Source organism: Mycobacterium sp. (assembly GCF_035506235.1).
Lineage (GTDB): Bacteria > Actinomycetota > Actinomycetes > Mycobacteriales > Mycobacteriaceae > Mycobacterium.
Genome location: NZ_DATJPU010000255.1, coordinates 1 through 17,974, shown reverse-complemented (window position 1 = coordinate 17,974; position 17,974 = coordinate 1). Strand labels below are relative to the sequence as shown.

Genomic DNA, 17,974 nt, shown 5'->3' with positions numbered 1-17,974 from the left:
CTATGGATCTAAAGGGCGTTGAGATCGTCGGCAAGTACCTGTCGACCCTGCCCGAGGACGACGACCACCCCTACCGCACCGGCCCCTGGCGGCCACAGACGACCGAGTGGGACGCCGACGACCTCACCGCGGTGGAGGGCGAGATCCCGCGCGACCTGGACGGCGTCTACCTACGCAACACCGAGAACCCGCTGCACCCCGCGTTGAAGACCTATCACCCCTTCGATGGCGACGGCATGCTGCACGTGGTCGGCTTCCGCGATGGAAAAGCGTTCTACCGCAACCGCTTTGTCCGCACGGATGGATTCCTGGCCGAGAACGAGGCCGGTGAACCGTTGTGGCCGGGCCTGGCCGAACCGGTGCAACTGGCCAAACGGGAGGACGGCTGGGGCGCGCGAACCCGGATGAAGGACGCGTCGAGCACCGACGTGATCGTCCACCGCGGCATGGCGCTGACCAGCTTCTACCAGTGCGGCGACCTGTACCGGGTCGACCCGTATTCGGCCGACACGCTCGGCAAGGAGACCTGGAACGGGCGCTTCCCCGCCGACTGGGGCGTGTCGGCGCATCCGAAGGTGGACAACAAAACCGGCGAGCTGCTGTTCTTCAACTACAGCAAGCACGAGCCCTACATGCGCTACGGCGTGGTCGACAACAGCGACGAGCTGGTGCACTACGTCGACATCCCGCTGCCCGGCCCGCGGCTGCCGCATGACATGGCGTTCACCGAAAACTACGTGATCCTCAACGATTTCCCGTTGTTCTGGGATCCGAGGCTGCTCCAGCACGACGTTCACCTGCCGCGCTTCTATCCCGACATTCCGTCGCGTTTCGCGGTGCTGCCGCGCCGGGGCGGCACGGGCGACATCCGATGGTTCGAGGCGGACCCGACCTTCGTGCTGCACTTCGTCAACGCCTACGAGGACGGTGACGAGATCGTGCTCGACGGCTTCTTCGAGGGCGATCCGCAGCCCCTCGATACCGGTGGACCGAAGTGGGAGAAGCTCTTTCGCTTCCTGGCACTGGATCGCCTGCAGGCCCGGCTGCACCGGTGGCGCTTCAACCTGAGCACCGGCGCGGTCAAAGAGGAGCAACTGTCCGAATCCATCACCGAGTTCGGCACCATCAATCCCGGCTACGCCGCGCGCGGCTACCGCTACACCTACGCCGCCACCGGCAAGCCGGGCTGGTTCCTGTTCGACGGCTTGGTCAGACACGATGTGCTTACCGGCAAAGAAGAGGGCATCGCGTTCGGCGACGGTGTCTACGGCAGCGAGACCGCCATGGCGCCGCGGGTCGGCGCGACCGGCGAGGACGACGGCTACCTGGTCACCCTGACCACCGACATGAATGCCGACGCCTCGTACTGCGTTGTCTTCGACGCCGCCCGCCTCGGTGACGGCCCGGTGTGCAAACTCCAACTGCCGGAACGCATTTCCAGCGGCACACATTCGACGTGGGCACCGGGCGATCAACTGCGGCGCTGGCATACCGCGGAGCCGGCGGCCGCGGCCGTGGGGTTGTGACCATGTACCCGAGCTCGGGGCGTCACCATTCGCATTGGCCCGCGCAGTTGGCATCGATCGGCGCCATCCGCTTCGCCCGCCGCTCCTCGAACTTCCCAGAGACAGTGCGGTTTTACCGTGAGCTGGTGGGTCTGCCCCTCTACGAGACGTTCGAGGCCAGCTACGGAAGCAACGGTGCCATCTTCGGTCTGCCCAGCTGGAACCTGACGCTCGAAATCGTCGAGTCGGTCGACCCGGTCGCCGTCGACCACCACGAACAGCTGTGCCTGTACTTCCCCGACCGGCAGGCTCAGCAGGCCGCGATCGCGCGCCTTCAGGCGGCGGGAGTGGCACCGGAGCAGCAGCACCCGTATTGGGAGGCGACGGATGCGATTACCTATCGCGACCCCGACGGGCGCGAAGTCGTGTTCGCCCCCTTCGTGTTCGGCGTCAACGAGCCCGCGGACAGCGCCGGCTCGGGTAAGCACGAGTTCCCGTCGGAGTAGACCTCACCGGCTCATCGCCCGGAGGCCAGCGCCGCGATCACCGCCGCGACCGAGCACACTGCCGCGCAGGCGGCGCCGACGGCACCGACGTAAAGCCCGTATTCGGCCGACACCGGCGGGTTGACGTTGAGCTGGTAGTACCACACGGTGAGCGCCACGATGAGCAACGAAATCACCAGGGCGGCAACCGAAGCGAGCCTGACCGACAGGCCGCGGCCCACCATCGCCCCGGCCACCAGCAGGGTCGATGACAGCAACACGATGAGCTGCCCCGCACCGAATCCCCTGGGCAATTCCAGGTTGCCGTGGGTACCCCCGATGGCGCTGGCCCAGCCACCGCCGTTGACCGCCGTCGTCAGCCACGGCATCCAGGCGCTGACCGAAATGAGCAGGGCGAAAAACGCCACCAGCCAACCAGGGCGCAGCCGGCGAGTCATGGTTGCGAGATTAGCTGACTCGGGCGCCGGCCAGTGTCACCGAGCGTCACACTAGCGTGGCGCCGGTCGGCGACGGCCACGCCAGCGTGACGCCCGCTAGGTCTGCAACGAGGACAGGTTGAAGATGACGCCCGTCGGGTCGGTCGCGGCGGCCAACCGGCCGTACGGGGTGTCCTCGGCCGCCCGCAACACCGCGCCCCCGTTGTCGGCGATCACCCGCAGCGTCTTGTCGACGTCCTCGGCGCCGAAAAAGATGCTCCAGTTCGACGGCACGCCGTCCGGCAGACACGAGGCGCCGTCCATCACGCCGAGTAATTGCTGGTCGCCGAACCACGCTGTGGTGTAACGAAATTCGTCGGCGTCCGAAACCAGCTCGGTCCGCCACCGCAGAACCTCGCGGTAGAAGTCCACCGCGAAGTCGCGGGTGGTCAGCTGGTGCCATACCGGGGAACCGGCCTCGCCGATCACCTCGAAGCCGCGGTGCTCCAGCGGCTGCCACAAGCCGAAGAGTGCGCCCGACGGGTCGGTCGCCACGCCCATGCGACCCTTGGCCGGTACCCTCCATGGGCCCCATGCACGCCCGCGCCACCGGCCGTCGTCACCGCGGACATGGTCGCGTCGATGTCGGCGGTGTGGAAGTAGGTGGCCCAGTTGTCGGGCGATCCAGAGTCCGGCCGGTTGGCCATCAGGCCGGCGACACGGTGGCCGTCCCTGGCGACGTTGATGTATCCGCCGTACTCGGGGCCGGCGGACTCGAACGTCCAGCCGAACACCGTGCCGTAGAAGTCCCGGGCGCGGTCGACATCCGACGTCGTCAGATCGATCCAGCAGGGAGCGCCGAGCGGCGCGCCGTCACGGATGGGCATGATGAACCCCCTCCTCGTGTCGTGGTGAGCTGCCCCCGGTGATCGGGGTTCACACGTATCGACTGCCGGCGGCCCGGAAACTCATCGGCCCGGGGTGATCAGCGACGGTGCCCGTTGGTGCTCGGATCGGGTCCCGTGAACACCCTGACGAAGTTCTGCAGCGATTGGTTGATATCGCTGCGCAGCGCGGCGGCAACTATCATGCCGATCGGCCCGAACAACGCCGGGCCACCGAGATGCACGTCGAAACCCACGATGGAGCCGACGTCGGTGGGCCGCACTTTGGCCATCAGCTTGACCTTGACGCCGCCGACGCCATCGCCGTTGAGCGTCATGCCTTCCGGTGGCTTGTAGCGCACCACCGTCCACTTGATCCGGTTGTACATGCCCTTGACCTCGACGATCGACTCGACGACCGTCCCCTTGTCGATGTCGTCGGGCAAGGTGCTGCGCCACACCCGGTGAATGGTCAGCCAGTCCTTGTACCGGGACAGGTCGGAGGCGTGCTTCCAGGCCAACTCGGGAGGCAGCGGTACGTCGATGGATCCGGATAGTTTCGCCATGCGCTCAGTTCTGCGGGTCGTTCCCGGCGGCGAAGTCGGCGGCCTTCTTGGCCTCCTCGGCAACCTTGTGGATGGTGTCGGAGTACTTGCCCTGCGTCTTGTCGTCGACGAATTCGCCGGCCTTGTCGATCGCCGTCTCGACCTTGTCGGCGTTTTGCGCTAACAGGTCCTTCGCTTTGTCCAGGAATCCCATGTTGTGCCCCTTCCCCGAGGATCCGCCCGGAATTTTACTTGGCGGCCGTCACCGGCTCGCGCCACAGCCTCGGCTGCACGCCGAGCATCCTGGCGCGGATCCACCACATCGCCTCGATCGCGGCGGCGCCCAGCACCCCGATCCCCAATGCGGTCGACGTCACCACCAGGTTGGAGGGGTCGAGCAGGAACTTCTGCTGGGCCAGCGGGATGCTGAAGATCGCCACATATGCAAGGCCGGAGAAAACGACGAGCGCCACCCGCCACCACTGGTAGGGGCGCGCCGCCACCGCGAGCACCCATAGCGCGCTTGCCAGCAACGTGATCAGCGCCGCGGTCGACGCCTGGTCCTGCTGCTGGAACGAGGCGTGGCGACCGTGGTAGGCCACCAGGTAGGAGGCAAACGTCGCGACGCCGACGACAAGCCCGGACGGCAGCGCGGAGGTCAGCACCCGGCGCACGAAGCCCGGGTAGGCGCGTTCGTTGTTGGGTGCCAGCGACAGGATGAACGACGGGATCCCGATGGTGAACCACGCCGCGATGGTGACGTGGATCGGCTGGAACGGGTACAGCAGCGGGTCGACGTGGAGGGGCTTGGCGAAGAGGCATTCGATGCCCACCAACAGCGCCAGTAGCACCGAGTACACCGTCTTGGTCAAAAACAGGGTGGCGACGCGCTCGATGTTGCCGATCACCCGACGGCCCTCGCCGACCACGTACGGGAGCGTGGCAAACCTGTTGTCCAGCAGGACGATCTGCGCCACCGCGCGCGACGCCGGGCTGCCGGCGCCCATGGCGACACCGATGTCGGCATCCTTGAGGGCCAGCACGTCGTTGACGCCGTCGCCGGTCATCGCGACGGCGTGGCCGTGCGACTGCAGGGCACGCACGATGGCCCGCTTCTGGTCGGGCCGCACCCGGCCGAACGTGGTGTGGCTCTCCAGCGCGTCGGCCAGTTCGGCCGGGTCGGTGGGCAATTGACGCGCGTCCATCGTGTCACCACGCAGCCCGAGCTTGCCCGCGACGGCGCCGACCGACACTGCGTTGTCGCCGGAGATCACTTTGACCGAAACATCTTGGGCCGCAAAGTAGTCCAGCGTGTCGCGGGCGTCGGGGCGCACCTTCTGCTCGAGCACCACCAGCGCGACCGGCGTGACGCGGCCCGGCGCGTCCGGGTCATCGACCGCCACCTCGCCGCAACCCAGCAGCAGGACCCGCAGGCCTTGGGCCCCGATCCGCTCTGCCCGTTCGGCCTGCGCCGACGCCCGGTCCAACAGCACGTCCGGCGCCCCGATCACCCAGTTGCCGTGGTCGCGGAAGGACACGCCGCTCCACTTGGTGGCCGATTTGAAAGGCGCGCTCGCGGTGGGCGTCCACCCGGGTGGGCGGTCATACGCCGCGGCGATGGCCTGCATGCTCGCATTGGGGCGGGCGTCGGCGGCCGCCAGCGCGGCCAGCGCGTCGGCGACGGTTTCGGATCGCGCGCCGATCGCAGACACTTCGGCAACCCGCATGCCGCTTTCGGTCAAGGTGCCGGTCTTGTCCGCACACACCACGTCGACCCGCGCCAGGCCCTCGATGGCGGGCAATTCCTGCACCAGGCATTGACGTTGGCCGAGCCGGATCACCCCGACCGCGAAGGCGACCGACGTCAGCAGGACGAGGCCTTCGGGCACCATGGGCACCAGCGCGCCGACCGTTCGCAGTACGGACTGGCGCCATCCCGCGTGCGTGGTGAAGAACTGGGTGTAGATCGTCAGCAGACCGGCCGGCACCAACAAATAGGTGACGAACTGCAGAATGCGGTTGATCCCATTACGCAGTTCGGATTTCACCAGGGTGAACTTGCTGGCCTCCTCGGCGAGCTTGGCGGCGTACGCCTCCGGGCCGACCTTGGTCGCGCGGTAGGCGCCGATGCCGGTGACGACGAAGCTGCCCGACATCACCGAATCGCCCGGGGCCTTGGTGACCGGATCAGCCTCGCCGGTCAGCAGCGACTCGTCGACCTCGAGGTTCTCCCCCTCGACGACCTCGCCGTCGACCACGACCTGATCCCCGGGGCCGAGCTCGATGATGTCGTCGAGCACGACCTCGCTGGGCGGCAGCGTCCGGGTTCCGGATTGCCTGCGCACCAACGGTTTCGCCTGCCCGACGATCGCGAGCTTGTCCAGCGTCTGCTTGGCGCGGATCTCCTGGACCATGCCGATGGCGCTGTTGGCGATGATGAGCAGGCCGAACAGCCCGTTGATAACGGAGCCCGTCGCCAGCACGATCACCAGCAGCACGCCCAGGATCGCGTTGATCCGGGTGAAGACGTTGGCCCGAACGATCGCCGCGACGCTGCGGGTGGCGCGCTCCGGGACGGCGTTGCTCTGGCCCCGGGCTACCCGCCGCGCCACCTCGGCATCGGTCAGGCCCGCGATCATCGGGTGAAGGTTCCCAGCTTGTCCGAGTCGAAGTACTCCAGGTTCAGCGTGTTGCCGGCGAACTGGGCTTTGGAAATGGTTCCGGGTAGGGCGTTTTCGTCCGTCACGGGGAAGGTGAACGTGTCACCGTCCCAGTGCGCCAACGTGAATGTCCGGTTCTTCGGCCCCAGCGACAGCTGCAGCGCGCCGTCGCGTTCGGTCACGACGGCCGGGCCCCAGTAGTCACTGGCGTAGACGCCGGCGTAATCGCCGAGCGGTCTGGCCGGCGCGGGGTTGGCCGGGAGCTGTTTGCCGACCAGCGAGCCTTCCGGGTTGTTCATCCAGCCGATCGCCTGCCTGTACAGGTCGGCCCAGTTCTCGCGAATCTGGCCGTATTGCACCAGATCCATGAATTCGGCGGTGAGCGTCTCGGGCACGCCTATGGGTGCGGCGTTGGTGAGCGCGATGATGCCCAGGTCCTCGGACGGCATCACGACGAAGTTCGTCGCCTCACCCAACGAGAAGGCACCGGAGTGGCTGTATTCGGCGCGGCCCGAGGAGGTCACCGATACGTTGAAACCGAACCCGTAAAAGCCGGAGCGCGCCTTGGGTGTGGTTGCGGGGACCGAGACGACCTGCGCGGTGGTGGCCGGCAGCAGGGCTTCCGGCGACGCGATGCGCCGGCCCTGAGAACTTCCGTTGCCCAGCAACATGATCAGCCAGCGCGCCATGTCGTTGACCGACGAGCTCACCCCGCCAGCGGCCGACTGGGGATCCGGGTCGCGTTGGAAGCGCGGCTCCCATTTGTCGCCCACCTTGACGTGGTTGACGGCGTGGTCGGCCCTGGCCGCGAGGTCGGCGAAGCGCGAACTCGTGGCCACCATGCCCAGCGGGCGGTACAGCACCTCGTCGCAGAGGTCCTCCCATGGTTTGCCCGCCGCGGCCGCCACCGCCTCGGCGGCGGCGGTCACGCCGAAGTTGGTGTAGGCGTAGCTGTTTCGAAAGGGCGCCAGCGGTAGGTACTTCAGTCGCTCGAGCACCTGCCGGCGGTCATAGCCGAGATCCTCCAGCTTGTCGCCGGCGTGGTCGGGCAGCCCGGAGCGGTGCGAATACAGGTCGGCGATGGTCACGTGGCCGGTGACGTACGGGTCGCCCACCGCGAACCACGGCAGCTTCGACACCACGGGCGTGTCCCAGGTGACGACGTTGTCGCTGACTTCGTGTGCCACCACCGTCGCGCCGACCGATTTCGACACCGATGCCAACTGGAAGACGGTGTCCGCGCCGACTTTGTTGTCCTGTGCGTCGCCCTTGTTCATGTCTTTGACACCGAAACCCTTGGCGTATAAGGTCTTTCCGCCATGAACGATGGCCACGGCCATGCCGGGGATCCCGGTGCTCTTCATCAGGTCGCCGACCAGGCCGTCGACCTTCGCTATGGCGTCGCCGATGCGGCCGGCGGGGATCTCCACGCCCGACACCTCGTTGGGCGGCGCGCCGGACGGAACCGGCGGCGGCCCGGACTCCGGTTGCGCGGGCCGACATCCCGTCAACGCGACCAGGGCCAGCACCACAGCGGCGATCACCGCGCGTTTGGTCATGGCGGAACTCTAACGTGGGCTAGAGCCTCCACCACGGGTTGAATCTGCGCGGCGCGGCCGGATCGACGCGCTGGCCGGGTGAGGGCACCGCCACCTCGACCCGGGCGGGGGTCGCGGCGGCCAGCAGGCGCTCGACCGGCTCGGCCCACGGGTGGGGCGCCAACCGGAACGTTCCCCAGTGGATGGGCACCAGCAGCCCCGAGCCCGAGTCGGTAACGTCCAGATGCGCGCGAACCGCCTCCTCGGGGTTCATGTGGATGTCCGGCCACGCCGTGTTGTAGGCGCCGATGGGCAGCAGGGTCAGGTCGAACGGGCCGTGGTCGGCGCCGATCTGCGTGAAGCTCTTGGTGTAGCCGGTATCGCCGCCGAAATACGCGCGATGACTCGGGCCGAGAAAAGCCCAGGACGCCCAGAGGGTTGTGTTGCGGTCGAGGAAGCGGCCCGAAAAGTGCCGCGCCGGCATGCAAATCACGGTGAGCTGGTCGAGCTTGGCGCCCTGATGCCAGTCGAGTTCGATGATGCGGTGCTCGGGAATTCCCCATGCGCGCAGGTGGGCGCCCACCCCGAGCGGCACGAAGAATGGGGCCCGCTGCGTGTGCGCCAGCGCGATGACGGTGTCGATGTCGAGGTGGTCGTAGTGGTCGTGGCTGATCACCACCGCGTCGACGGCGGGCAGCCCCTCGATTTGCACCGGCGGAGGATGCAGCCGCTGTGGTCCGACGACGTCCGACGGCGAGCATCGGTTACTCCAGACCGGATCGGTGAGCACCCGGTAACCGTCGATTTCCAGCAGCGCCGTCGAGTGGCCGAACCAGCTGACGGCCAACCGGCTGGCGGCACCGTCGAAGATTTCCGGCGCGGCCAACGGGATCGGCGCTTTCGGCCGGCTGCCGCCGCGCCCGGCCAGCAGCTCCCACACGATGAGCCGCAGTTCCTCGCGGTCCATCTTGTAGATCGAGGCGGGGTCGAGGTTGACGAACTCGCCGTCCGAGTAGTTGGGCGACGCCTCCGCCACCGCCCGGATCGAGGCGGGCGACGCACCGAGGGCGGCCGGGGCGCCGTGCAGGGCGCGCACCAACCAACTGCCGGCCGCCAGCGAGGCCGTGCCGGCGGCCAGTCGCAGCGCCCCCCGCGGCATGACCCTCAGGCTCCCTGGAATCTCGGTGGCCGCTTCTCGATGCGCGCGACCTGAGCCTCGATGACGTCCTGGCTGGCCCAGGCCCTGTCGAACAGCTCTTTGTGCTCCGGCCAGGGTTCCTCGATGGCGCCGTCGTCGTTGAGCACCCGCTTGGCGTGCTGTATCGCCAGCGGCGCCAGGCCCGCGACCTCGGCAGCCCAGGACTGCGCGTCGGCTAGCGTCCCGATGCGATTGACCATTCCGGTCTGCAGCGCCACGTCGGTGGTGAGCTTCTCCGCCGTCAGCAGCATTGCGCGGGCCCGTCCGTGACCGACCAACGAGGACAGCCGGCGGATGCTCCAGTTGTCCAGGGCCAGACCATATTTCGAGGTCGGGAACTGGAAGAACGCGTCCGGCGCGGCGACCCGCAGGTCACATTGCATGGCCAGCTGCAAACCGGCGCCGATGGCGGGGCCGTTGATGGCCCCGATCACCACGATCGGCGCCGCGTCCATGACCTTGTGCAGCTCGATGAGCCGGTCGGGATAGTCGGCGGCGAAGGCGTCGCCGCTGAGATCCGCGCCGGCGCAGAACACGGTGCCCTTGCCGGTCAGCACGATCGCGCGGGTCGATCCGTCGTCGCCGGCCTTGGCGATGGCCTCCCGCAACTCGTCGACGAGCTGGGAATTCAGGGCGTTGCGGCGCTCGGGGCGCTGCAGCTCGATGGTCATAACGGCTTCGGTCTGGGTCACGCCGATCATTAACCCAGCCTATATAGCCTCATCCCGTGACTCGTATCACGACCGGACAGCTGCTGAATGCCGTACTCGACGAGGGCTCGTTTGCGAGCTGGGACAGCGATCCGATCGCGGTCCCCGTTTCCGAGTCCTACGCGCGGGAGCTGGCCGACGCGCGCGCCGCCACCGGCCTCGACGAAGCGGTGCTCACCGGCGAGGGCCGCATATCCGGGCGCCGCGTCGCGGTGGTGGTCTGCGAATTCGACTTCCTGGGCGGCTCGATCGGGGTGGCCGCGGCCGAACGAATCACCGCCGCGGTGGAACGGGCGACCGCCGAACGGCTTCCCCTGTTGGCCTCGCCGAGCTCGGGCGGCACCCGCATGCAGGAGGGCACAGTCGCCTTCCTGCAGATGGTGAAGATCGCCGCGGCGGTCAGGCTGCACAAGCGGGCGCACCTGCCGTACCTGGTGTACCTGCGCCACCCGACCACCGGCGGGGTGTTCGCCTCATGGGGGTCGCTGGGCCACATCACCGTCGCCGAGCCGGGCGCCCTGATCGGCTTCCTCGGCCCCCGGGTCTACCAGCTGCTGTATGGCGAACCCTTCCCGGCCGGCATCCAGACCGCGGAGAACTTGCAGCGCCACGGCGTGATCGACGGCGTCGTCGCCCTCGACGAGCTACGCACGACGCTGGATCGCGCGCTGAGGGTGATCGCCGACCCGCCCGAGGCGCTGCCCGCGCCGGAGCCGCCCGAGCCGACGCCGGAGGTGCCGGCGTGGGATTCCGTCGTGGCGTCACGCCGGCCGGACCGGCCCGGTGTCGGCACGCTGCTGCGCCACGGCGCCACCGACTGCGTGCTGTTGTCCGGCACGGGTGGCGGGGAGGCGGCGACCACGCTGCTGGCGCTGGCCCGCTTCAGCGGCCAGCCCACGGTGGTCCTCGGCCAGCAGCGTGGTCCGGGTGGATCAGAAATGAGCGGGGTCGGGCCCGCGGCGCTGCGCGAGGCCCGGCGCGGCATGGCGCTGGCCGCCGAGCTGCGCTTGCCGCTGGTGCTGCTCATCGACGCCGCCGGACCCGCGTTGTCGGCCGAGGCCGAGGAGGGCGGGCTGGCGGGCCAGATCGCCCAGTGCCTGGCCGAACTCGTCACGCTGGAGACGCCGACGGTGTCGGTCCTGTTGGGCCAGGGCAGCGGCGGCCCGGCGCTGGCGATGGTGCCCGCCGACCGGGTGCTGGCCGCGCTGCACGGCTGGCTGGCGCCGCTGCCGCCGGAGGGGGCGAGCGCGATCGTCTTCCGCGACACCGCCCACGCTCCTGAACTTGCCGGCGCCCAAGGGATTCGCTCGGCCGACCTGCTCGCGTCCGGGATCGTCGACGCCATCGTGCCCGAGCACCCCGACGCCGCCGACGAGCCGGTCGAGTTCTCGCAGCGGCTGACGCGCGCCATCGCCGCCGAGGTAGACGCGCTGCGCGGGATGCCGCCCGCCGAGCGCCTGGCCGCCCGCTTGCGGCGTTACCGGCGCATCGGCTCACCGACCGCGAGCAGACACAAAAGCCCCTCAACGGAGCCGGCTTAGGGGGCTTTTGTGTCTGCTCGCGCTGCCTCGGTGAGGTAGCGCTGGATCGTCGGCCCGAGCCATTCGACGATCTCGTCCCGTGTCATCCCGACGACCGGGGGCAGCCGTAACACGAAGCGGCACAACGCCATACCCAGGATCTGCGTGGCGATCAGCCCGGCCCGCACGCCGGATTCCCCGGCGGGCACCAACGTGGCGACCAGCGGCTGCAGTTGGGCCCCGAAAATCTGGTGCATCCGTTGCGCGGCTTCGCCGTTGGTGGCGCTGGACCGCAGCAGGATAACCAGCGCCTCGTCGCCCTCCCAGCGTTCGAGGAAGTGCCGGACCACCGACCGCCCGACCTGCGTCCGGTCGACCGAAGCGAAGTCCGGAAACCTCAGGTCGAAATCCGCCGCGGCGGCGAACAGCTTGTCCTTGCTGCCGTAGTACCGCATCACCATCGCGGGGTCCACCCCGGCGTCGGCGGCGATGGCCCGAATGGTGGCACCCTGGAAACCGGCCGCGCCGAACCGCTCGCGGGCCGCCGTCAGTATCGCGGCCTTGGTCCGTTCCGACGATCTTCTCATGTCAACGATTGTAGGCCAACAGCTGTTGACATTGCCGTACCGGCGCGCAAGCATTGGAGTTATGCCAACACGCGTTGACTTACGACGAGAGGAGCCGACCATGTATGACACCGACGTCCTGGTGGTAGGCGCCGGACCCACCGGCCTCGCACTGGGCGCTTCGCTGATCGCCCGCGGGGTGCGGGCGGTCTTGGTGGACACGTTGGCCGAGGGGCAGAACACCTCCCGCGCGGCCGCGGTGAACGCCCGCACCCTGGAGGTGCTCGAGGACCTCGACGTGGCCCGGCGAATGGTGAAAGCGGGGGTGATCGCGCCGCGATTCACGATGCGGGAGGGCCGACGCATCCTCGTACCGGTCGACTTCAGCCAGTTGCCGACGAAGCACCCGTACACCTTGATGCTGTCTCAGGCCGACACCGAACGGCTGCTGCTGGAGCGGCTGCAGGAACTGGGCGGCTCGGATCCGGTGGTGATCCGGCCCAAAACCCTGAGCCGCCTCACCCAGGACACCGACGGCGTCACCGCCACCTTCGATGACGGCGACACCATCCGGGCCGGCTATGTCGCCGGCGCCGACGGCATGCACAGCACGGTGCGCGAACACGCCGGAATCGGTTTCACCGGAGGCGAATTCGCCGAATCCTTCGCGCTCGCCGACGTCCGGCTGTCCGGCGACGCGCCCCGCGATGAGGTGATCCTGTTCTACGCCCGGGAAGGCCTGAACGTGCTGGCGCCGCTGCCGGGTGACATCTTTCGCATCGTCGCTCCGGTCGCGGACACACCGAAGGTGCCGTCGGCGGAGTTCGTGCAGGCCCTGCTGGACACCCGGGCCTTCGGACCCGGCCAGTTGGAGGTCACCGAGCTGCTGTGGGGAACGCGGTTCCACATCCACCACCGCGTCGCCGACAGCTACCGGGCCGGCCGACTGCTGCTCGCCGGCGACGCCGCCCACGTGCACAGCCCCGCCGGCGGCCAGGGCATGAACCTCGGTATCGCCGATGCGGTCTCATTGGCCGGCGCGCTCGCGGAGGCCGTGCACGGCGGCCCCGACGCCGCGCTGGACGCCTACGCGGACTCCCAGCGCCGGCGGGCCGAGCAGGTGCTGAAGCTGACCGGGCGGCTGACCCGGATCGCCACCCTGCCGCGCCCGCTGCGCCCGATCCGCAACTCGGGGATGCGCCTGGCCGCGCGCGTTCCGGCGGCGCGACGCCAATTGGCTTGGCGGTTAAGCGGTCTCGTCTATCGGTGAGTCCCGCCCTTGGCCAAGGTCTTCCAAGATCCGGCCCTGCTGGCCCAGCACCAGCACCCGGTCGGCGCCCTCGGTGGCGTCCGGCCGGTGCGCGACGACGAGCGCGGTCCGGCCCGCGAACACAGTCGCCAGCGCGCGCCGCACCATCCGCTCGCTGGCAATGTCCAGCGCCGACGTCGCCTCATCCACGATGAGCACGGCCGCGTCGGTCAGCAACACGCGGGCCAGAGCGATCAGCTGACGCTGACCGGCGGACAGCCCGACGCCGCCGTTGGTGACCTCGGTGCGGTACCCGTCGGGCAGCGCGTCGATGAATCGATCCGCGCCGATCGCTGCGGCCGCGGCCCTGACTTCGGCGTCGGTGGCCCCGGGCCGGCCGATGCGAATGTTGTCGGCGATCGTTCCGGAGAACAGGAAGTTCTCCCGCGTGACCAGCGCGACACTGCGACGCAGATCGGCCTGGCCGAGATCGCGCAGATCGACGCTGTCGAGGGTGATCGATCCCGAGGCCGGGTCGTAGAACCGGGCCAGCAGTTTGGCGATCGTGCTCTTGCCCGTACCGCTGGCCCCGATCAGCGCCACCGTCTGCCCGGCCGGCACAGTCAGTGACAGCCCGCAAAGAACCGGTCGGCCCGGCACGTAGCCGAAATGCACATCGGTCAAGGCGACCGTGCCACGCACCGAAGAATGTCGCCGCGCGGCGGCCGCGAACTCGACCGCGGGCCGTCTGGTTAGCACCGCGGCCAACTTCTCCAGCGCCGACGTGGCCGCCTGGAAGGAGTTGAAGAAGTGTGTCAGCTCGTGCATCGGATCAAAGAACAACCGCAGGTACAGCAGAAAGGCCGCGAACGTGCCGATCGTCATGTCGCCGTGCAGGACTTGGCTGCCGCCGTAGAGCAGCACCAAGCCGATGGTGACGTTGCCGATCACTTTCACGCTGGCCGGGAAGATGGCGATGAGCTTGAAGGACTTTTCGTTGACAAGCCGGTACTGGTCGGCGATGTCCTCGAAGATCACCTGGTTTCGCGGCTCGCGCCGGTAGGCCTGCAGCGCTTTGATGCCCGACATCGCCTCGATGAACTGCATGATTACCAACGCGGTGCTCTCCCGGACCTCGCGAAAGGTCTTGGACGATTCGAAGCGGAACCACGCACCCAGGCCCACCAAGACCGGCAACGCACCCAGGCACATCAGGCCCAGCTGCCAGTCGAGCATCAGCAGGAGGAAGACGATTCCCAGCGGGCTGAGCACCTGGGTGAGGAGGCAGTCGAATCCGGCCGCCAGCATGTCCTCGACGGCGTCGACGTCATTGGTCAGCCGGCTCACCATGCGGCCAGTCGTGTAGCGGTCGTGAAACGCGGTGTCGAGTCGCTGGAATTGGTGGAACAGGCGGCGGCGCAGCTCCAGCATCACCCTCAGGCGGACCCGTCCGGCCCGATCCAGGTAGAACCACCGGCTGACACCGTGCACAACGACGGCACCGCAGAGCCAGGCGACCGTCAGCAGCAGCCCCGCGGCAGGCCCACCGTGCATTAGCGACGGGATGCCGTGGTCGATACCTCGCCGAACGAACAGCGGAACCGAAAGCGACGCAACGTTTTCCAGCACAGCGACTAACAGCAGCAAGCCGAGGATCCGCACGTGCGGCCGCATCAGCGAACCGAGCAATAGGTGCGCATCCCGGCCGTGGGCTGCGGTCTCGTCGATGGCGGGGTCGCAATATCCGGAGCCCGCCGCGCCGCGAACCGGTATCGGCCGGGTATCCAGGGCGGTCATCGCCGTCCTACCGTCATGCTCGTCAAACATGTTGGCGCGCGATCAATATCATGCGGTTGGTTGCCGGTCATCAGATGGCGATACCACGCCACCCTCGAGAAAAGCTCCGCGTGTGTTCCGATGTCGGTGATGGTGCCGTTGTCCAGCAGCGCCACCCGGTCGGCCAACAGCACGGTAGACAGGCGGCGTGCCACCACGATGCTGGTGACCCCGTCCATTGCCCGGCGCAACCCGTCGCTGACGGTCGCCTCGGTATGCACGTCGACCCCGGAGAGGCTGTCGTCGACGACCAGTAACCTCGGTGCGGCAACGATCGCCCTGGCAAGACACAGCCGTTGGCGTTGCCCGCCGGAGAGCCGCATGCCCTGCTCGCCGATGCGGGTATCGAGCCCAAACGGCAGGTCGTAGACAAACCGGGCTGACGCGATCTCGATGGCTTCGGCCAGCTCTGCGTCGGTGGCATCCTCCCGGCCCAGCCGGAGGTTTTCCGCCACCGACGCGGAGAACAACGTCGGGTCTTCGAACGCCGTGCTCACGGTCCGTCGCAGCGTGGCCAGAGGCAGCCCGCGAATGTCCCGGCCGTCGAGGAGAATCTGCCCCTCCGCGACGTCGTAGATGCGGGAGAGCAGCGCGGTCAGCAACGACTTCCCCGCCCCCATGGCGCCAACCAGGGCTAAGATCTCGCCGGGCTCGACGCTGAGCGTGACATGCCGCAGCAGCCACCTCTCGCTGCCCGACGAATCGGGGACGCGGAAGCCGACGTCGCGCAGCTCCAGTCGCCCCGCGGGCATTGGGCCGGCATGCGTTCCGCCGGTTATTTCGCAAGGGGCGTCCCAGATGTCGGCGATTCGGTTTGCCGCCGTCGTCGCCTCCTGGGTGATCGACAGCAAGAAACCCATCGACGTCACCGGCCAAACCAGCGATAGGGTCATGGTGATGAACGCGGCAAGGGTGCCGATGGTGACCAGCCCGTGGGCCGCCGCATACGCGCCGAAACCCAGCAGCGCGATGAGCGCCAGATTCGGAATCACCTCAAGCAGGGTCCAGAATTTCGCCGCCACCGACACCTTGGCGCAACCGATGTCGTACAGCGTGGTGGCTTCGGCGTCGAACCGGTCGAACACCTGCTCTTCGCGCCCGAACACCAGTACCACGCGCCGGCCCAGCGCGGCCTCCTCGACATGCGTTGCGATATGACCGGATTGGTCCTGCGCCTGGCGCGACAGCCGGGTGAAATCGCGCTGGTAGTGCAGCACGGTGACCGCGATCGGCACGATCAACCCCAGCACGACCAGGCCCAGCGGCCAGTACATCACCATCAGACACGTTGTCACCAAAGTGATCTGAAGGATGTTGAGCAACATGAACAGCGCCGCGAACGAGATCAGAGCGCGAATGGTGGCCAGATCGTTCATGACTCGCGACACCAATTGCCCTGACCGCCAGCGCTGGTGAAAAGACATCGGCAGAATTTGCAGGCGCGCGTGCAGGTCTCGGCGGATATCGGCTTCCACGCCCATCGTCGCGTGTGCGCCGAGCCAGCGACGGACGAGCAACATCGCCGCCTCGGCCAAACCGAGAGCAATGGTCGCGGTGCCCAGCACCCAGAGCCCGCGCTGGTCGTGATTACGCACCGGCCCGTCGATAACGGCCTTGGTCATGATCGGGATTCCGACGGTGACGCCGAGGCTGGCGATGGCGACCAGGATCATCACGATCCAGCGCGTGCGGTAGGGACGTAGGTATGGAAGCAGCCGTCTGAGATCCGACGCCGCCCTGCGGCGCTTCGGCGCGGCCGCGATCGGCGGCGAGGAGGTGACTTCAGTCACGAATTCATCTCCCCGATCCGGTTGCCCGACGATGACGCCGAAAATTAGGGGTCGCAATACCAACGGCGGACAAGACATCGAATATCTTTTCCGGCCACCCAAATTCGATGATGGCATGGCATTGAACGAGGGCAGTCGCAGCTCGGCGTCGAAACCGTAACCATTTAGGCAATCGGCCGCTACCCACGCGCAGTCGGCCCTGTCCCCCCATGACCACGCGACGACCGCCACGCGACCCGGCGGTGATCCTCCCACCGCCGAAAGCGGCAATCCGGCACAATGGGCGCCATGGACGCTGGTGCCACCTCGCCTCGGGTGTTGGTCGTCGACGACGACTCCGACGTGCTCGCCTCGCTGGAACGGGGCCTGCGCCTGTCCGGGTTCGAGGTGTCGACGGCGGTCGACGGCGCCGAGGCCCTGCGCAGCGCCACCGAGACGCGCCCGGACGCGATCGTGCTCGACATCAACATGCCCGTCCTGGACGGCGTCAGCGTGGTCACGGCGCTGCGAGCCATGGACAACGACGTGCCGGTCTGTGTGCTCAGCGCGCGCAGCTCGGTCGACGACCGGGTGGCGGGGCTGGAGGCCGGTGCCGACGATTACCTGGTCAAGCCGTTCGTGCTGGCCGAACTGGTCGCTCGGGTCAAGGCGCTGCTGCGCCGCCGCGGCTCCACCGCGACGTCGTCCTCGGAAACCATCACGGTCGGGCCGCTGGAGGTGGACATCCCCGGCCGGCGGGCGCGGGTCAACGGCGTCGACGTCGACCTGACCAAGCGGGAGTTCGACCTCCTCGCTGTGCTGGCCGAGCACAAGACCGCGGTGCTGTCCCGTGCGCAGCTGTTGGAGCTGGTGTGGGGGTATGACTTCGCCGCCGACACCAACGTCGTCGACGTCTTCATCGGGTACCTGCGCCGCAAGCTGGAGGCCAACGGCGGCCCCCGGCTGCTGCACACCGTCCGCGGAGTCGGGTTCGTGCTGCGAATGCAGTAGCTGTGCAATGACCGAATGACACAGCCATGAACGTCCTGTCCCGGATCTTCGCCCGTACGCC

Annotated in this window: 15 protein-coding genes and 1 pseudogene; 5 read left to right on the top strand and 11 right to left on the bottom strand. The window is 68.0% G+C overall.

The window, feature by feature from the left end; translation table 11 throughout:
* Positions 1 to 2 precede the first annotated feature (2 nt).
* Both VMD50_RS23945 and VMD50_RS23940 read left to right on the top strand, forming a co-directional pair.
* A complete protein-coding gene (locus VMD50_RS23945; RefSeq protein ID WP_325431423.1) occupies positions 3 to 1,526 on the top strand; it encodes a carotenoid oxygenase family protein in 1,524 nt (507 codons plus the stop codon).
* A gap of 2 nt (positions 1,527 to 1,528) precedes the next feature.
* Entirely contained in the window at positions 1,529 to 2,011 is a 483-nt protein-coding gene (locus VMD50_RS23940; protein ID WP_325431421.1) for a VOC family protein, read from the top strand.
* 11 nt (positions 2,012 to 2,022) lie between these two features.
* Here the strand turns inward: VMD50_RS23940 and VMD50_RS23935 are convergent, their stop codons facing one another.
* The 8 genes and pseudogenes from VMD50_RS23935 to VMD50_RS23900 all read right to left on the bottom strand — a co-directional run bounded on the left by VMD50_RS23935 (position 2,023) and on the right by VMD50_RS23900 (position 9,953).
* Complete coding sequence (locus VMD50_RS23935) at positions 2,023 to 2,448, bottom strand: hypothetical protein (protein ID WP_325431419.1); 426 nt, start codon at positions 2,446 to 2,448, stop codon at positions 2,023 to 2,025.
* 96 nt (positions 2,449 to 2,544) lie between these two features.
* Positions 2,545 to 3,314 (bottom strand): annotated as a pseudogene (locus VMD50_RS23930) (VOC family protein).
* A gap of 98 nt (positions 3,315 to 3,412) precedes the next feature.
* The gene (locus VMD50_RS23925) at positions 3,413 to 3,877 is read right to left on the bottom strand and encodes a type II toxin-antitoxin system Rv0910 family toxin (RefSeq protein WP_325431417.1); all 465 of its coding nucleotides are present in this window, start codon (positions 3,875 to 3,877) and stop codon (positions 3,413 to 3,415) included.
* Between the two features lie 4 nt (positions 3,878 to 3,881).
* Positions 3,882 to 4,070: an antitoxin gene (locus tag VMD50_RS23920; RefSeq protein WP_325431415.1), complete on the bottom strand. Its 189-nt coding sequence runs from the start codon at positions 4,068 to 4,070 to the stop codon at positions 3,882 to 3,884.
* Between the two features lie 34 nt (positions 4,071 to 4,104).
* Positions 4,105 to 6,495: a cation-translocating P-type ATPase gene (locus VMD50_RS23915; protein WP_325431413.1), complete on the bottom strand. Its 2,391-nt coding sequence runs from the start codon at positions 6,493 to 6,495 to the stop codon at positions 4,105 to 4,107.
* Entirely contained in the window at positions 6,492 to 8,075 is a 1,584-nt protein-coding gene (locus VMD50_RS23910) for a serine hydrolase (protein WP_325431411.1), read from the bottom strand. Before VMD50_RS23910 ends, VMD50_RS23915 begins: the two co-directional genes overlap by 4 nt.
* A 19-nt stretch (positions 8,076 to 8,094) precedes the next feature.
* A complete protein-coding gene (locus VMD50_RS23905; protein ID WP_325431410.1) occupies positions 8,095 to 9,213 on the bottom strand; it encodes an MBL fold metallo-hydrolase in 1,119 nt (372 codons plus the stop codon).
* A 5-nt stretch (positions 9,214 to 9,218) separates the two neighbouring features.
* Entirely contained in the window at positions 9,219 to 9,953 is a 735-nt protein-coding gene (locus VMD50_RS23900; protein ID WP_325431408.1) for an enoyl-CoA hydratase, read from the bottom strand.
* Positions 9,954 to 9,979: 26 nt separating this feature from the next.
* Between VMD50_RS23900 and VMD50_RS23895 the strand changes: the two genes are divergently transcribed.
* Positions 9,980 to 11,503, top strand: a complete 1,524-nt coding sequence (locus VMD50_RS23895) for a carboxyl transferase domain-containing protein (protein ID WP_325431406.1) — start codon at positions 9,980 to 9,982, stop codon at positions 11,501 to 11,503.
* Here the strand turns inward: VMD50_RS23895 and VMD50_RS23890 are convergent.
* A complete protein-coding gene (locus VMD50_RS23890; protein ID WP_325431404.1) occupies positions 11,500 to 12,069 on the bottom strand; it encodes a TetR/AcrR family transcriptional regulator in 570 nt (189 codons plus the stop codon). The genes VMD50_RS23895 and VMD50_RS23890 overlap by 4 nt on opposite strands.
* A 100-nt stretch (positions 12,070 to 12,169) precedes the next feature.
* Between VMD50_RS23890 and VMD50_RS23885 the strand changes: the two genes are divergently transcribed.
* Positions 12,170 to 13,318 carry an FAD-dependent oxidoreductase gene (locus VMD50_RS23885; RefSeq protein ID WP_325431402.1) on the top strand — a complete coding sequence of 383 codons (1,149 nt, stop codon included), beginning with the start codon at positions 12,170 to 12,172 and terminating at the stop codon, positions 13,316 to 13,318.
* Here VMD50_RS23885 and VMD50_RS23880 read toward each other — a convergent pair.
* Entirely contained in the window at positions 13,295 to 15,094 is a 1,800-nt protein-coding gene (locus VMD50_RS23880; protein ID WP_325431400.1) for an ABC transporter ATP-binding protein, read from the bottom strand. The genes VMD50_RS23885 and VMD50_RS23880 overlap by 24 nt on opposite strands.
* The gene (locus tag VMD50_RS23875) at positions 15,091 to 16,923 is read right to left on the bottom strand and encodes an ABC transporter ATP-binding protein (RefSeq protein WP_325431398.1); all 1,833 of its coding nucleotides are present in this window, start codon (positions 16,921 to 16,923) and stop codon (positions 15,091 to 15,093) included. The genes VMD50_RS23880 and VMD50_RS23875 overlap by 4 nt, the downstream gene beginning before the upstream one ends.
* 279 nt (positions 16,924 to 17,202) lie before the next feature.
* On the opposite strand from VMD50_RS23875, the gene prrA reads away from it, so the two are divergent.
* Positions 17,203 to 17,913: a two-component system response regulator PrrA gene (prrA, locus tag VMD50_RS23870; RefSeq protein ID WP_325431396.1), complete on the top strand. Its 711-nt coding sequence runs from the start codon at positions 17,203 to 17,205 to the stop codon at positions 17,911 to 17,913.
* The last annotated feature ends 61 nt before the right edge of the window (positions 17,914 to 17,974 follow it).

What these genes read in the sequence shown, in the direction of transcription:
- VMD50_RS23945 (WP_325431423.1), top strand. Translation starts at nt 3, where the DNA reads ATGGATCTAAAGGGCGTTGAGATCGTCGGCAAGTACCTGTCGACCCTG.
- VMD50_RS23940 (WP_325431421.1), top strand. Translation starts at nt 1,529, where the DNA reads ATGTACCCGAGCTCGGGGCGTCACCATTCGCATTGGCCCGCGCAGTTG.
- VMD50_RS23935 (WP_325431419.1), bottom strand. Translation starts at nt 2,448, where the DNA reads ATGACTCGCCGGCTGCGCCCTGGTTGGCTGGTGGCGTTTTTCGCCCTG.
- VMD50_RS23925 (WP_325431417.1), bottom strand. Translation starts at nt 3,877, where the DNA reads ATGGCGAAACTATCCGGATCCATCGACGTACCGCTGCCTCCCGAGTTG.
- VMD50_RS23920 (WP_325431415.1), bottom strand. Translation starts at nt 4,070, where the DNA reads ATGGGATTCCTGGACAAAGCGAAGGACCTGTTAGCGCAAAACGCCGAC.
- VMD50_RS23915 (WP_325431413.1), bottom strand. Translation starts at nt 6,495, where the DNA reads ATGATCGCGGGCCTGACCGATGCCGAGGTGGCGCGGCGGGTAGCCCGG.
- VMD50_RS23910 (WP_325431411.1), bottom strand. Translation starts at nt 8,075, where the DNA reads ATGACCAAACGCGCGGTGATCGCCGCTGTGGTGCTGGCCCTGGTCGCG.
- VMD50_RS23905 (WP_325431410.1), bottom strand. Translation starts at nt 9,213, where the DNA reads ATGCCGCGGGGGGCGCTGCGACTGGCCGCCGGCACGGCCTCGCTGGCG.
- VMD50_RS23900 (WP_325431408.1), bottom strand. Translation starts at nt 9,953, where the DNA reads ATGATCGGCGTGACCCAGACCGAAGCCGTTATGACCATCGAGCTGCAG.
- VMD50_RS23890 (WP_325431404.1), bottom strand. Translation starts at nt 12,069, where the DNA reads ATGAGAAGATCGTCGGAACGGACCAAGGCCGCGATACTGACGGCGGCC.
- VMD50_RS23885 (WP_325431402.1), top strand. Translation starts at nt 12,170, where the DNA reads ATGTATGACACCGACGTCCTGGTGGTAGGCGCCGGACCCACCGGCCTC.
- VMD50_RS23880 (WP_325431400.1), bottom strand. Translation starts at nt 15,094, where the DNA reads ATGACCGCCCTGGATACCCGGCCGATACCGGTTCGCGGCGCGGCGGGC.
- prrA (WP_325431396.1), top strand. Translation starts at nt 17,203, where the DNA reads ATGGGCGCCATGGACGCTGGTGCCACCTCGCCTCGGGTGTTGGTCGTC.